The sequence below is a fragment of the Terrimonas alba genome (assembly GCF_042434975.1).
Taxonomy (GTDB): Bacteria; Bacteroidota; Bacteroidia; order Chitinophagales; family Chitinophagaceae; genus Terrimonas_B; species Terrimonas_B alba.
Genome location: NZ_JBHMQM010000005.1, coordinates 31,036 through 44,709, shown reverse-complemented (window position 1 = coordinate 44,709; position 13,674 = coordinate 31,036). Strand labels below are relative to the sequence as shown.

The following is a 13,674-nucleotide window of genomic DNA, read 5'->3' as shown; positions in this document are numbered from 1 at the left end:
TACGGCTCATTTCATAATTGTCTTTTTTTTATAAAAATTAATCATTAACCTGTGCTTAAGCAGGTTGCTTTGAAGAATGGTGGGGTAATTTAATTTTGTATAACAGCAGTTAAGAAAAAAAGTTTATCGTATGAAGGGTCTCGCTACCTGGGAGTTGATTGAACATAGCCTGGAAAAAAATATTCCGGTCATGCTGTTGTATGTGCTGGAAAGCAAGGGCAGCAGCCCGGGACGGCAGGGATTTTTTATGGCGGTAACTGATGATGTTGCTCCGGCTTCGTCCAACATGGAAGGGTCTATCGGCGGCGGTATCATGGAACATAAGTTTGTGGAAATGGCAAGGGAAAAGCTGCGAGCAGTGAGCGGTGACCTGCGAGCCGGTTCTATCAAAAAACAATATCATGATAAAACCGCGGCAAAAAATCAAAGCGGTATGATCTGTTCGGGCGAACAAACCATTTTTTTATATCCTGTTCAGCAAAAAGACAAAACAACAATACAGGCTATTATCAGCTCATTGGCACTAAATAAAAACGGCACATTGGTGCTTTCTCCCGACGGTATTGATTTTACTGATTCTGTTCCTGGAAAAGATTTTCATTTTGTCATGCAAGCGGAAGATGACTGGGAATACCGGGAGAAAACGGGTTATAAAAATAAGCTCTCAGTGATTGGCGGTGGCCATTGCTCGCTGGCATTTTGCAGGCTGATGCGAAGCCTGGATTTTTACATCCGGGTATATGATGATCGTTCAGCACTAAAAACGATGCTGGAAAATGAAGCTGCACATGAAAAACATTTCGTCAATAGTTATTCCGAATTGAGCGATTTGATCGAAAGCGGGGCGGATCATTATGTGGTTATCATGACGATGGGTTATCGCAGTGACGATATCGCCTTAAAGGCACTGCTCAATAAACAATTTCGTTTCCTGGGTGTACTGGGCAGCCAGACTAAAATCAAAAATATGATGGATGAGTATGAAAAGGAGGAAACAAAAAGGGAGTTGATACAAACCATTCACGCACCTGCAGGCCTGGCTATCAAAAGCCAGACGCCGGAAGAAATCGCTGTAAGTATCGCAGCACAGATCATTCAAATAAAAAATCAGGATTTCCATCACATCACGTAAACCCGTACTTTTTTACACAACTACCGACAATGTATAGGAACTAAGTTGACGACTTCTTGTTTATTCAATACGCCTGGATTAACACGTCTGTCGGAATGTTTAGACTATCATGTAACTGACGAATCATTTCAAGTGATAACTTTCGTTTCCGGTTTAGAATTTCGCTTGCTCTGCTTTTTAAGCCTACAACCCTCGCCAGGTCATTTTGTGTATATCCCAATTGATCCATCCTGAATTTTATTGCTTCGATTGGATCAGGAAGGTCTATAGGGAAATTTTGAATTTCATAATTATCAATAAGTATTCCTAAAACCTCCAGCTCATCTCCTTCAATTGTACCTTTTTTGGCGTCAAAAATTATTTCAAGTCGCTCTAAAGCCTGTTTATAGTCTTTTTTTGTTTTTATCGGTTTAATTTTCATATGTTCATTTTTTATTGTTTTTTGGCCATATGGAATCTTGCCTGTCGGCAGACAGGTTCGCCAAAATAATCATCACGGTTGGTGATCCGCCGCGGCGGATCATGGCTCATTTCATCTGTATATTTTTTTACGGTTCATTTCATAATCAAATCTTATTTGCATCAATTTTATCATATTCCGAATGCGTTCCAATGAATCGAATCCAGACCATTTGATAGTCATAATTAATTTTAATGATTAACCTATAACTGTTTCCTTTTATATTGAAAACAATACGGTTATTGGCTAAGAAACTGGCAGTTGGGTAGTCTGATTTTATATCAGCGGGTCGCTTCCAATGACTTTTAAAGGCCTCCTGGAACCAGGCTTTCAACTGTTGTTCGCAATCGGGATGCTTTGACCAAAAATCCCGAAGTGTTTTCTTAGCTATTACTCTCAATAATTTACCCTTTTCCTAAAAGTAAGATAAAGTTCCCAAATTGGGAAATTTAAACGCCCAAAACCTGGTTGTCTCCCTCAATCAGCGATAGTCCGCTTCTTTTTGTTAAACATAAGACCACACTCCATTCGTGCTCCGAAAATATATTGACCACTGGCTTGCCAGCAAGCATTGTATTCTGTAACTTGAATTTCCTAAAACCACCTGTTATGATCTTCGTTTACATTTTTGCATTGCTCATCATCGGTGTACTGGTAGCGGCCGCCCTGATGCCTAAAGTTTATAATATAGAAAAAACAATAGTGATCAATAAACCGGTAAGAGAAGTAATGAACCGTATCGGCAACCTGAATGAATATGCGCTGTGGAATCCCTGGCAACAAACGGATCCAAAGGCGCAAAAAACAATTACCGGCGAGCCAAACACTCCCGGGCATAAATATGCGTGGGAAGGGAAAAAAGTAGGCATGGGCAGCCTGACCCTCCGGGATATTGATGAAAAACATATTCATTTTGACCTGGAGTTTTTAAAACCCTGGAAAGCGAATGCAAAAGATAACTGGCTGTTCGAACATTGGGGCAATAGTGAAACAAAAGTAACCTGGCAAAACAGCGGCGAACTGCCCTGGCCCATGGCCCGGTTGATGGGACCAATGCTGAATAAAAACCTGAACCACCAGTTTGGCATCGGTTTGAATAACCTGAAAAAATTATGCGAAGGCTAAATTTTAATAATTAATTGCAGGCGGGAACGGTTCTTGATTGAACCGTTTTATTTTTATAGAATCAATGGTGTATCCCGAGGCAGGTTCGGGACAAATTCCGACCGAAAACCTGTCTGCCGACAGGCAGGCAATAAAATGTATGCGGATGAAGTTGTGTTGGTTTTTTTTGAGTGCTTTTGTCGTATCCGGTTGCTATGTCAGCAAAAACCCTATGCGAAATGAAGTAAAGCGTTTGCAGCGAGGTATTACCAAAGACGATTCAAGCTATGTGTATGCCTTGCCCTTTGAAGAAGGTAAATCCTACTACATGGTGCAGGGTTATTTTAGCTCTTTTACGCACAAAGAAAGAGCGGCGCTGGATTTTAAAATGAGGAGGGGGTCGAGGATCTGTGCTGCAAGAGATGGAGTAGTGGTAAGAGTGAAGGAAGACGGCGACCGCGGTGGATTGAAAAGGCGACTCAGGGCCTATGGCAACTATATCATTATTCAACATGCGGATAGCTCCCGTGCGGGTTACTGGCATATACAAAAAGACGGCGCACTGGTCAATGTAGGAGACACGGTGAAGAGAGGACAACCTATTGCCTTAAGCGGTAAAACCGGTTACTCCGCCATTCCCCATCTTCATTTTTTAGTGTGGTCAACCGACAGCAAACGCCAATGGCGGCAGGTGGCGACCCGTTTTAAAACCTCAAAAGGTATTAAATACCTGCGCCCATTAAGAAAGTATAAAAACAATGGCGATTGATCATCCGATCATTTGAATGAAGATATGTTTTGTATATAGGGATAATCCTTTGCCGGTTCTTCTTCCAGCCATTCCTTTAGCATCATCCATAGGGTTGACTTTAACTGCAATTCAAAAAAACAAAAGTTCTTTTTTCTTTTCACAGCCAATGTCTCCGCGTCTACATGATAGCGGGTGATACCAGCGCTGGAAAAATAACTGAGTAAACCATCCACTCCTTTTTGCGGCGTCAGCCAGTCATCTGAAAAGCTAACACAAAGCAAGGGCACCTGCAGCTTGCGGTAATTGTTATCGGGAAATACGTCAAACAACCCGTTTGGATTATTACACCAGTCGGCCCACTCGTGTACTACGCCTTTGGGCAGATCACGAAACAAACCTAAACGTGTGCCGGGAAAATAGCCGTACCACCAGTTGGCCAGGCGGGCAATTTTTTTCATCACAAAAATCCTTAACCGCCCTTTCCATGGCCAGAGTTTTTTGCACGATAGAGCACTACTGACCAACACCAGCTTATTGATGTATTGACTGGCGGGAACCAACCCAATCATTTCACCGCCGATGCCGTGACCTATATAAATCAACTCCTGGTTCAAAAAGCTTGCCCGCACAAAACGAATAACCGCATCAGTGTCCTGTACGGCCCATTGATGCAGTCCTGCGTCAAAACCCTTTAAGAGTGCCGGTGCCGAAGTGCCGACACCACGGTAATCAAAGGTGATGACATGGTATCCCTGCTGCTGAAAAAAGACAGCAAATGAACTATAATCTTTTTGCACTACCTGTACAGCCGGTGCGATGATGATGCACCTGCCGATGGGCTCACTTGCACAATAACATGTTACACTGATCGTCCTCCCGTCTTTTGTCCTTATTTTCTTCTTTTCCTGCATATGATACTATCTTAATCCTTGACCTGGTACAAAGATGGCAGGAAGAAGGCTGGCAGAAAACGGGTATTTATCCAAACAGTAGTTTGTATGAGTATAATGACGGCTTGTTGAGTTGAAGCATTGCCTATCAGGCCAATAATTCCATCAGTTCTTCCCTTTTTGTCTTGGAGACCAATACCTTCATTTTATTTTCCATGACCAGGTAGCCACCGTCGCCACGGATAAACTCTTTTACCCTTTTCAGGTTGATAAGATAGGAATTGTGTGGCCGGAAAAAATCATAGAGGCTAAGCATATCTTCAAACTCTTTTAATGTTTTGGAGATCACTTTTTTCCGGCCTTCTGCCAGGTATACATTGGTGTAGTTGCTATTGGCTTCGCAGCAGATGATCTGCTGCGGATCCACAAATTCAATACTTTCTTTAGATGCCAGCGCTATTTTACCCGACTTTCCTTTTTTCTCAGCCTGCACATTACTTAGCAGTATTTCGATTTGCTCCGGCGGCACCTTATTTACTTTCTTCTTCAAATGCTTGTCGATGGCTTCTTTGAGTTCGCGGTTTTGTACCGGTTTTAGCAGGTAGTCCAGCGCACTGAATTTGACTGCCTGTATACCGAAATTATCATAGGCTGTAATGAAAATAATATCGAAAGGCAAATCACGGCCCAGCTCTTCCAGCACGTCAAAGCCGTTCAGCATCGGCATTTGAATATCCAGGAACAAAAGGTCGGGTGGATTATTTTTTAAATACTTTATGCCTTCGGCAGGTGAATCAAAGGAAGCCTGCACGGCCACTTCTGAACAGTAGTTCTCCAGTTTCCACTTCAGCGTGTCAATACTGTGCTGTTCATCGTCAATTATCACGGCTTTTATCATTGCGACATTTTTTTAAATGGGGATCATTAATTCTACTCTTGTTCCCTTAGGGTTGCCGTCTTTATCATGCAGGTCAATCACCTGCATCGTAGTATTGGTGTTGTATAATTTATTGATCATTTCAATCCTGTCCTTCGTGATCTGCATGCCCATGGATCTTTTTCGGTTACCGGGGTGCCTGGCCCTGAGAGCCTCTGCTTTTTCGCGGCCGATGCCATTATCCTGTATTACGCAAAACAGGTTGTCTTCTTTTTTTGTGATAAGCAACTCCACTTTTCCGTCAACACCATCTTTCTTGTGCATCAGGCCATGCCAGATTGCATTTTCAACATAAGGCTGTATTAACATAGGCGGGATCAACACTGAAGCAACATCAATATCGGGCATTACTTTTATTTCATAGGAAAAACGATTGGCAAATCGCAGGCTTTCCATCTGCAGGTATAAATCCAATGATTCCAGCTCATCTTTCAGGCTGATATAGTTTGACCTGGAGTTTTGCAGGATCAGGCGGACCAGCCTTGCAAAATTATTGAGGTATTCTGACGCTTTCTTTGATTCATTTCGGATAATATAGCTGTCGATAGAATTGAGGCTGTTGAATAAAAAATGGGGATTCATTTGTGCCAATAAAGCACTCATTTCAACGTTCGCCAATTTTTTTTCATACTGTGACCGGAGCTGTTCTTTTTTCCTGATCTGGCCGATACGATACTGGTACAGCCACCCGGTAAACAACACTATCGCTATTAATGTAATGATCTTAAACCACCAGGCTTGCCACCAGGGTGTTTTGATGTGTACGGGCAACTCCAGCAGTTGCTGGTTCCAAATACCTTCATTGTTAGCGGCCTGCAGTTGGAAAGTATAATTGCCTGGCGGTACATTGGTATAATTGGCGAGCCTGTCCTCGCGGGTTTCAATCCAGTCATCAAATCCTTTTAGCCGGTAACGAAATTTAGTTGCCTGTGACATAGTGTAGGCCTTTGCCGAAAAAGACAGGGCGAAAAAATTTTGCCGGTGATTAAGGTTCAACTGGTTTTCACTAAAAAGAGACCGGGAGACATGCTGGTTTAATAATTTTACCTGCACCACATAGGGAACAGGCAGTTCTTTATTTCTCCTTAACTCCATAGGGTTAGCTAACGTGATGCTGTTTCTTCCGCCAAATATCATTTCACCGGTTGATAAGAAAGAGAAATGAAAAAAATCAGGATTGCTTATCCCGTAATCAAAGCTGAATAAAGCAAAGGGTTTTTCGGGGTCGGCCACTTTGAAAAGATATTTTTTATTGTAGCCCCATACTGTGCCGCCTTTATCGGTAGCTAAATGAATGGCTTTATTAACGATGCCTTTTTCTTCCAGGCTCACTTTTTTTACTATTCCTTTTTCGACAGAATCGATATGTGCATAGCCAATCCACGAATCACTGTTGTTGATCCAGATTCTTCCTTTTTTGTCTTCGGCAAAACTGTTAACAAAGGGAAAACTATTTTGAGCGTTCTGGTTATGTAAGAAGACAATAACTTCTTTTGTATCGCTTCTATACACGCCAAAACCATCATGGCAGGAAAACCAAATATTATGATGACTATCTTCAAACAGGTTGGAAACCTTTGGCGAATAGGTCTCACCGGGCAGCACGAGCTCCTTTTTAAAAATTCTTTGTGCGCCCGTTTTTAAATCTCTTTGTACCAGGCCATCCGCATTGGCAGCAACCCAGAGATTCCCATTTTTATCCAGCAATGCATCGCCCCATTGATCAAATTGTGTTTTTGGCGGATTGGCATAACGGACTAATTGTTTGGTTTGTTTTTTATAAACGAACAAGCCCTGATCGGCCGAGATAAAATAATTTCCATCCGGAAATTTTGTAAAGCCCCGGATAGTGATTTGTTTCAGCTTCCATTTTTTTAGCTCCGGTATTTCCTGCCGCATCCATGTTTTTGTATCCTTATCAAATAAATAAAAAGCATTCGCCTCACGAGGACACACCATAATTTTTTTATCCGCTTCTTCGGAAAGATAAAAAGCAAAGCCCCAGTTAATGCCATATAATTCATCGTACGAATAAGTGGCAAACTGCTGCATCACCGGGTCAAAATAATACACACCATTAATAGTGCCCAGCCATACCCGGTGAAGGCTGTCCACACAGTCGACACCGTAAAATTCATTTTTAACACCATTGTTGTATTTATAAAAACTAATCGCTTTTTTGTCCGTATCATACAGCACTAAGCCATTCAGGGCGGTAATCCAGATCTCGTTCCGGCTTTTACGAACAAGCCGGGCTATCGGAGTTTTTAAAATATCCACTCCTGGTCCATCTTTTACCGGTAATGGCTGAAAGGTTTTTTTTGCAGGGTCAAATATATTCATACCGGCTCCCCAGCTTCCTACATACAATAAGCCGTCATCATGATAATACAGGCGACGAAATGCATTTACGGCAACCTGGTAGTCCTTATCTTTTTGTGGAAAGGTGTACCATTTTACTTCGCCGGTGTTTTTATTTATTTCCTCGAGACCTGATGGGGTGCCTGCCCACACAATACCATCTCCGGCTGTAGAAGATTCAATGGAAAGAATGGTGATGTTGCTGGCAAGTGATGGAAAAATAGGGTTGTACGCTTCTTTTGGATAAGAGAAATTGCGAAACTTGTCTTTTGCACTATCATATAACCAAACTCCCTGCGAAGGAGTGCCTGCCCACAGATCGCCCTGCTTATCGCAAAATAGCACGGAAGCACCGCCGTCAAAATCCTTTTTTATGGGCCTGGGTTGATTGACCTGGTAATGCCTGAACTTTTCTGTTTTTAGATTGAGCGCTGAGATTCCTTTATTGGTCGCCGTCCAGATTTCATTATGCCAGGCAATGGTGGCATTTACCGTTCCGGCAAAAATAGAGGTGGAGTCCTGCGGATTATTTGCGTATACTTTAACGGCCTGGCCATCAAACCTGCATAATCCATCTGTCGTCGCTATCCAGGCAAACCCGTCAGCAGCCAGTTGCACAGCTCTTACATCATTGGACGGCAGCTTGTTTTCTTCTGTCAGGCGAATGGCTTTGTCAAAACGGTACTGGGCTTTCCCATAAAAAAGAGTAAGAGGAAGCAGTATGACGGTCAACATTATTTTGAAGTGGCCCGGCATGGATTTGAAACAAAGAAGTTACAAAATTTTGGCTTGAAATGAATCTGTTGTAAGTAATACTATTAACACGACGATAAAAACATCTCTTGATCACTGTTACGGTTTGTGTGAGCAGAACACAATTCCACTTGAGTAGCGCAAGACCAGGTGGCTTACCCGGTTTTTTCTTATCGTCTTAAAGACCGTCTCACCCGGAAACCGATCCTGCGCAATAAGACCACCGATTGGCTAAGCTTCTGTTTTAATTGCTTTATCGCAACAGTAATCTTGTGCCCGCAATCACAAAAACCTTATCAACATGAAATCAATTATCAAAAGCATCCGGGTGGCTTTAGAAATTTTTTCACCCGTCATTCTCATCAGCGTCGTACTAGTTCTTGACATGATCGGTCACTGATTCAATGTCAATTATCACAGGGTAATCAATTCTTAACACCATAAAACATTAAACCAATGCAAACAACGATCAATGCCATGAACGGAGTGAACCTGGGCCGGCTGTCAGCAACGATAGCAGCCATCCGGGCGCAGCCTGACCTGGCAAAATTTAATTTCCGCCTAAGTAATAACTGGGTCGACGGTGGACACAACCGGTCCATCATCCGCGAATTTTATGGCGCCGGCCAGGAAGATACAACCCGCCGCCAGACTTTTGTGTACGACAATGACGAGCCGGAAGTGTTATTAGGAATGGACCAGGCACCTAACCCGGCAGAGTTTGTACTGCATGCATTAGCCGGTTGCCTGACCACTTCATTAGTTTATCACGCAGCTGCGAGAGGCTATGAAATTAAAAAAGCAAGTTGCGAACTGGAAGGCGATTTCGACCTGCGGGGTTTCCTGGGTATCGAACCATTTGTACGAAACGGCTATAAAGAGATCAGGGTTAAATTTTTGATCGAAGGAAATTTCTCAGAAGATCAAAAAGAAGAAATATTAAAACTTGGCCCTGCTTTCTCTCCTGTTTTCGACATCATTAAAAATGCGGTGCCGGTAAAAGTCAGTCTTGATGCGGGTGCCTCCAAAGCCGAAGCTGCCTGAAGTTTTTCCTATTCAAATTCATTAACCATTAACACTTATCATTTATGAAAAAAATATTGTTCCTGCTATATGGCATTATCAGCTATTTCGCCTTTTTTGGAACCATTTTATATGCCATTGGTTTTGTCGGCAATATCGCGGTGCCCAAAACTATCGATGGAGAGCCGGAAGTCTCTCTTTTAACGGCTATTCTTATCAATGCCTCTTTATTGCTGTTATTCGCCTTGCAGCACAGCATTATGGCAAGACCTGCTTTTAAACGCTGGTGGACACGCATTATTCCATCCGAACTGGAACGAAGCAGTTTTGTTTTGCTGTCGAGTCTTTGCCTGATGTTGATGATGTGGCAATGGCAGCCGATTGGTGGCATTGTTTGGTCTGTTGAAAACGGAGTTGCAAAAACCATCTTACTCATTCTATACCTGTCAGGTTGGGGCATCGTATTCGTGAGTACATTTTTGATCAACCACTTTGACTTGTTTGGGCTGCGGCAGGTTTGGTTGTATTTTAATGGCAAGCCTTATGCGCCATTGCCATTCCGGTTGCCCGGGTTATACAAATTAGTACGTCATCCTTTATACATGGGTTTCCTGGTAGCTTTTTGGTCAACGCCGGTAATGACGATTGCACATTTATTATTCGCTATTCTCACAACAGGATATATTCTCACAGCCATACAATTTGAAGAGCGGGATCTTATCACTCACTTTGGAGAAAAATACCGGAGCTATAAAAAATGGGCGCCGATGCTGATTCCTTTTTCAAAAAGAAAAACAGCTAAAGAGTAACCGATGAAACGATTACTGGCGACTGCCTGGTTTAAAAAATATGGAAAAAAAGCATTGTTCATTTATTTGTGCTGGTGTTTGATAAAAGGGTTTCTCTTTCTCTACGCCGGGTATAAATTATTGGAATAATAAGGGCGGTTAAAGGTGTCAAAGCAAACCTCTGCAGGGTTTGCTTTTTTAATTATGTTTACAGCAAACTAAGGCTTTGTCAATACAAGAATTTTATCAACAGTTTGTCGACGGTATAAGAAACACCACCCTACTTGAATATATCGCTGTATTTGCCGGAATTGCCAGTGTGTGGTTTAGCAGAATTGAAAATATTTTGGTTTACCCTGTTGGACTGATCAGTACGATTATTTATAGCTATATCAGTTTTAAATATCATCTTATCGGCGAAGCAACCGTTAATTTTTATTACACCGTCATGAGTATTTATGGCTGGGTATTATGGGCCAAAAAAGATGAGCAGCAACACCACGTAGTGGTGATCTCTTATTCTAACCAAAAAGAATGGTTACAGCAATTGGGTTTCTTTTTTGCTTTATATCTCGCCTTCTTCTTTTCGCTTACCTATTTAAAAGATGCTTTTTTCAGCGGTGTAATTCCCTGGGGTGATTCTTTTGCTACTGCTACAGCCTTTACCGGTATGTGGTTGATGGCAAAGAAAAAAGTGGAGAGCTGGTACTGGTGGATCGCAACGAATATTGCTTCTATCCCGTTGTATTTTTTCAAGCAGCTGGTTTTTACCAGTGTATTGTACGCAGTGCTATTAGTTATGGCCTTCTGGGGATTGACAGAGTGGAAACGAAGGGCAAAAAAAGAGGCCTCAAAAGCTTAATAATTTCACGCATACTTCGACTTCGCTCAGTATCGCAAAGTGAGAAGCGACGCAACGAAGAATGAGTAGTTTTCAAATCGCTGCGTTCTTTGCTTTCTTCGCGGCCTTTGCGAGAAAATTCTTTTGACGACCTCTTAGCTTTTACAAACTCACTCCCTTTAATTCACTTTGATCTCCTGGCTTTTTGCTTCTTTCCCGGGAATGAGTGGCAGGCTTACCTGTAGTACACCATCTTCATACTTTGCAGTGATAGCTGTAGTGTCAATGGTATCATCCAGTGTAAAGGTTCTCTCAAAACCACCACGACTATATTCCCGTTGTACCCAATCGAACTTAGGAAAGCCTTCAGGTGGTGTGTAAGAAATAGTAAGTTCATTTCCTTTTACACCCAGGCTAAAGTTTTCTTTGATACGACCAGGAGCAAATACAAGCATTTCAAAACTTGTATCTGTTTTGTACACATTCACGGCAGCTCTTTGCATAGATCGGATGAACAGGTGCCGGTTCCTGCTTCCGGGATAATTGCCTTTTGCGGCACAAGACTGATTGTAGTTCATGTCTGTTTTGTTTAAGTGAAAAATTTAATTACTTAATGATAACAAGAGACGAATAAAAAATGTTTTGACCGGTACTATACTGAAAGATCAACACGTTAAATTGCACCTATGTTGAAAAAAGTAGTTGTCATTGGACCTGAAAGCACCGGAAAAAGTACCTTATGCGAATTGCTGGCAAAACAGTATCAAACAAAATGGTGCCCCGAATATGCAAGAGAGTTTTTGTTGAAAAACGGAACCAACTACAGCTATGAAGATCTGCTGACTGTGGCAAAAGGACAACTGGCAGGTGAAGACAAATATGTTTTGACTATGAAAAGTCAAAAGTCAAAAGTTGAAACCAATGCTGACTTTCATTCGCCACTGACCACTCCCGACAGCCATCGTCGCGACTCACTTCTTTTCATCGACACCGAGATGTATGTAATGAAAGTATGGTGTGAATTTGTATTTGGCAATTGTCATCGCTTTATCCTTGATCAGATCGTTCAAAGAAAATATGATCTATACCTGCTTTGCAATGTAGATATGCCCTGGATAAAAGATGAGTTGCGGGAATACCCGGACCTGGAGACAAGACGTAAGTTATATTTTATCTATAAAGACATTATGATAAATCAATCAACGCCCTGGGTAGATATCAGTGGTAGCTATGAAGAACGGCTGCAGAAAGCAATTGCTGCTGTTGATAAATTATGATGTGTCATCACGACGCTTTGTAAAACTCCGTGGTTATTTTATTTTACTATTCTTTATCAGTATCACTTCCTGGATATCGGGGTCAGGATATAAAAAATTCATTTGCTGAACGATTTTTCTTGACCGGGCCATTACGTAATTAGAAGCTGGTTTTACTTTCAATCGCTTGGGATTAGGAAGGCAGGCCGCCACCAGCGCAGCTTCCTGTCGGCTAAGATTACCCGCAGATTTATTAAAATAAATATTTGCTGCCCGTTCGATACCAAAAACGCCTTCTCCCATTTCACTTACATTCAAATACATTTCCAATATTCTCTTCTTACCCCATATTCGTTCAATCATAAAAGTGAAATAAGCTTCCAGCCCTTTACGGATAAAACTTTTTCCCTGCCACAGAAATACATTTTTGGCTACCTGCTGGCTGATCGTACTGGCTCCCCTGATACGGCCTGGTTTCCGCTCATTATACTTCATGGCTTTTTGAATGCTTTTCCAATCAAAGCCACCATGATCAGCAAAAAGCTGGTCTTCAGATGCAATAACGGCCAGCTTTGCATTGTACGACATGGATGAATAGCTCACATAATCCCGCTTCAATCCATGACCGGTTATCCAACTCATCAACTGCGTGAGGGTCACGGGCGGGTTTACCCATTTTAATAAAATGATATAAACGAATTGAGCAATGAAAAGAATAATGAAGATCCTTTTAATCCATCGCCATAGCTTCGGGAAAAATCCTTTTGTTTTCATTTTGCGCTGCAATATTAAAAATTAAATCCTTGCAGTGGGGGCTTTAAAAAGCCCGTTGCCGTTGACGGGGAATATAAAAATCAAGAACCTGCAGCCTGAATTTTTTGCCGATCCGGTATTTTTTTCGCTTTAGCGAAATTTTACTTTTTAAATAACCAACAGCAAGTGGACCATAACCCATTACAAGACCGGCTGTCAACGCTTCTTTAAAATCAGCCTGGTCACTCAGTGTGAGGCCACCGGTCACAAGGACAACGCCGCCAGTGATCAGCAACAGATCTTTTACCGGCACATGAAACCGCTTCTTTTCCCTGCGTCGAATAATTACCTCTTTTACAGAAACACGGGGAATGGGCCAGCCACTTAAGTAGATGGTATCATTCATCAATCTTGTGATCATGCCATACCGCAGGCTATCATTCTGCAAGCGCAGATAGATATTATCGCCTTCTGTGTATGTCTTTTTTTTCTTTATTCCTTTTTTTACAAACAAATATCCTGTTTGAGAATAAGAAAACACAGAAGAGAAAAGAAATATGAGTAGGAGCAGCCGGTTCATTTATCAAACTTACTATTCAATGCGGGACCGAATTGTTAAAAGATA

Annotated in this window: 16 protein-coding genes; 8 read left to right on the top strand and 8 right to left on the bottom strand. The window is 41.9% G+C overall.

All coding sequences use genetic code 11. The features are described from left to right. Positions 1-130: 130 nt before the first annotated feature. Positions 131-1,132 carry an XdhC family protein gene (locus ACFEL9_RS15055; protein WP_385891595.1) on the top strand — a complete coding sequence of 334 codons (1,002 nt, stop codon included), beginning with the start codon at positions 131-133 and terminating at the stop codon, positions 1,130-1,132. A gap of 64 nt (positions 1,133-1,196) precedes the next feature. On the opposite strand, the gene ACFEL9_RS15050 is transcribed toward ACFEL9_RS15055, so the two are convergent. Both ACFEL9_RS15050 and ACFEL9_RS15045 read right to left on the bottom strand, forming a co-directional pair. After that, entirely contained in the window at positions 1,197-1,553 is a 357-nt protein-coding gene (locus ACFEL9_RS15050) for a helix-turn-helix domain-containing protein (protein ID WP_276502381.1), read from the bottom strand. A gap of 145 nt (positions 1,554-1,698) precedes the next feature. After that, positions 1,699-1,926, bottom strand: a complete 228-nt coding sequence (locus tag ACFEL9_RS15045) for a type II toxin-antitoxin system HigB family toxin (protein ID WP_385892608.1) — start codon at positions 1,924-1,926, stop codon at positions 1,699-1,701. Between the two features lie 275 nt (positions 1,927-2,201). Between ACFEL9_RS15045 and ACFEL9_RS15040 the strand changes: the two genes are divergently transcribed. Both ACFEL9_RS15040 and ACFEL9_RS15035 read left to right on the top strand, forming a co-directional pair. Beyond that, on the top strand, positions 2,202-2,717 hold the full coding sequence (locus ACFEL9_RS15040; protein ID WP_385891593.1) for an SRPBCC family protein: 516 nt from the start codon (positions 2,202-2,204) through the stop codon (positions 2,715-2,717). 145 nt (positions 2,718-2,862) lie between these two features. Continuing rightward, entirely contained in the window at positions 2,863-3,465 is a 603-nt protein-coding gene (locus ACFEL9_RS15035; RefSeq protein WP_385891591.1) for a M23 family metallopeptidase, read from the top strand. Between the two features lie 8 nt (positions 3,466-3,473). Here the strand turns inward: ACFEL9_RS15035 and ACFEL9_RS15030 are convergent, their stop codons facing one another. The 3 genes from ACFEL9_RS15030 to ACFEL9_RS15020 form a co-directional block, all read right to left on the bottom strand. Continuing rightward, positions 3,474-4,358, bottom strand: a complete 885-nt coding sequence (locus tag ACFEL9_RS15030; protein ID WP_385891590.1) for an alpha/beta hydrolase family protein — start codon at positions 4,356-4,358, stop codon at positions 3,474-3,476. Between the two features lie 127 nt (positions 4,359-4,485). Next, entirely contained in the window at positions 4,486-5,235 is a 750-nt protein-coding gene (locus ACFEL9_RS15025) for a LytR/AlgR family response regulator transcription factor (RefSeq protein WP_385891587.1), read from the bottom strand. Between the two features lie 12 nt (positions 5,236-5,247). After that, complete coding sequence (locus tag ACFEL9_RS15020; protein WP_385891584.1) at positions 5,248-8,370, bottom strand: sensor histidine kinase; 3,123 nt, start codon at positions 8,368-8,370, stop codon at positions 5,248-5,250. A 474-nt stretch (positions 8,371-8,844) separates the two neighbouring features. On the opposite strand from ACFEL9_RS15020, the gene ACFEL9_RS15015 reads away from it, so the two are divergent. The 4 genes from ACFEL9_RS15015 (at position 8,845) to pnuC (ending at position 11,061) form a co-directional block, all read left to right on the top strand. Beyond that, positions 8,845-9,432 carry an OsmC family protein gene (locus ACFEL9_RS15015; RefSeq protein ID WP_385891581.1) on the top strand — a complete coding sequence of 196 codons (588 nt, stop codon included), beginning with the start codon at positions 8,845-8,847 and terminating at the stop codon, positions 9,430-9,432. Positions 9,433-9,476: 44 nt separating this feature from the next. Beyond that, complete coding sequence (gene mddA / locus ACFEL9_RS15010; protein ID WP_385891578.1) at positions 9,477-10,220, top strand: methanethiol S-methyltransferase; 744 nt, start codon at positions 9,477-9,479, stop codon at positions 10,218-10,220. A gap of 3 nt (positions 10,221-10,223) precedes the next feature. Then, complete coding sequence (locus ACFEL9_RS15005) at positions 10,224-10,349, top strand: hypothetical protein (protein WP_385891575.1); 126 nt, start codon at positions 10,224-10,226, stop codon at positions 10,347-10,349. A 76-nt stretch (positions 10,350-10,425) separates the two neighbouring features. After that, a complete protein-coding gene (pnuC, locus tag ACFEL9_RS15000) occupies positions 10,426-11,061 on the top strand; it encodes a nicotinamide riboside transporter PnuC (RefSeq protein ID WP_385891574.1) in 636 nt (211 codons plus the stop codon). Between the two features lie 158 nt (positions 11,062-11,219). On the opposite strand, the gene ACFEL9_RS14995 is transcribed toward pnuC, so the two are convergent. After that, the gene (locus ACFEL9_RS14995; protein WP_385891571.1) at positions 11,220-11,618 is read right to left on the bottom strand and encodes an Hsp20/alpha crystallin family protein; all 399 of its coding nucleotides are present in this window, start codon (positions 11,616-11,618) and stop codon (positions 11,220-11,222) included. Positions 11,619-11,726: 108 nt separating this feature from the next. On the opposite strand from ACFEL9_RS14995, the gene ACFEL9_RS14990 reads away from it, so the two are divergent. Next, entirely contained in the window at positions 11,727-12,317 is a 591-nt protein-coding gene (locus ACFEL9_RS14990) for an AAA family ATPase (protein WP_385891568.1), read from the top strand. Between the two features lie 33 nt (positions 12,318-12,350). On the opposite strand, the gene mtgA is transcribed toward ACFEL9_RS14990, so the two are convergent. Next, the gene (mtgA, locus tag ACFEL9_RS14985; protein WP_385891566.1) at positions 12,351-13,070 is read right to left on the bottom strand and encodes a monofunctional biosynthetic peptidoglycan transglycosylase; all 720 of its coding nucleotides are present in this window, start codon (positions 13,068-13,070) and stop codon (positions 12,351-12,353) included. Between the two features lie 43 nt (positions 13,071-13,113). Further along, positions 13,114-13,629, bottom strand: a complete 516-nt coding sequence (locus tag ACFEL9_RS14980) for a hypothetical protein (protein ID WP_385891563.1) — start codon at positions 13,627-13,629, stop codon at positions 13,114-13,116. Between the last annotated feature and the right edge of the window lie 45 nt (positions 13,630-13,674).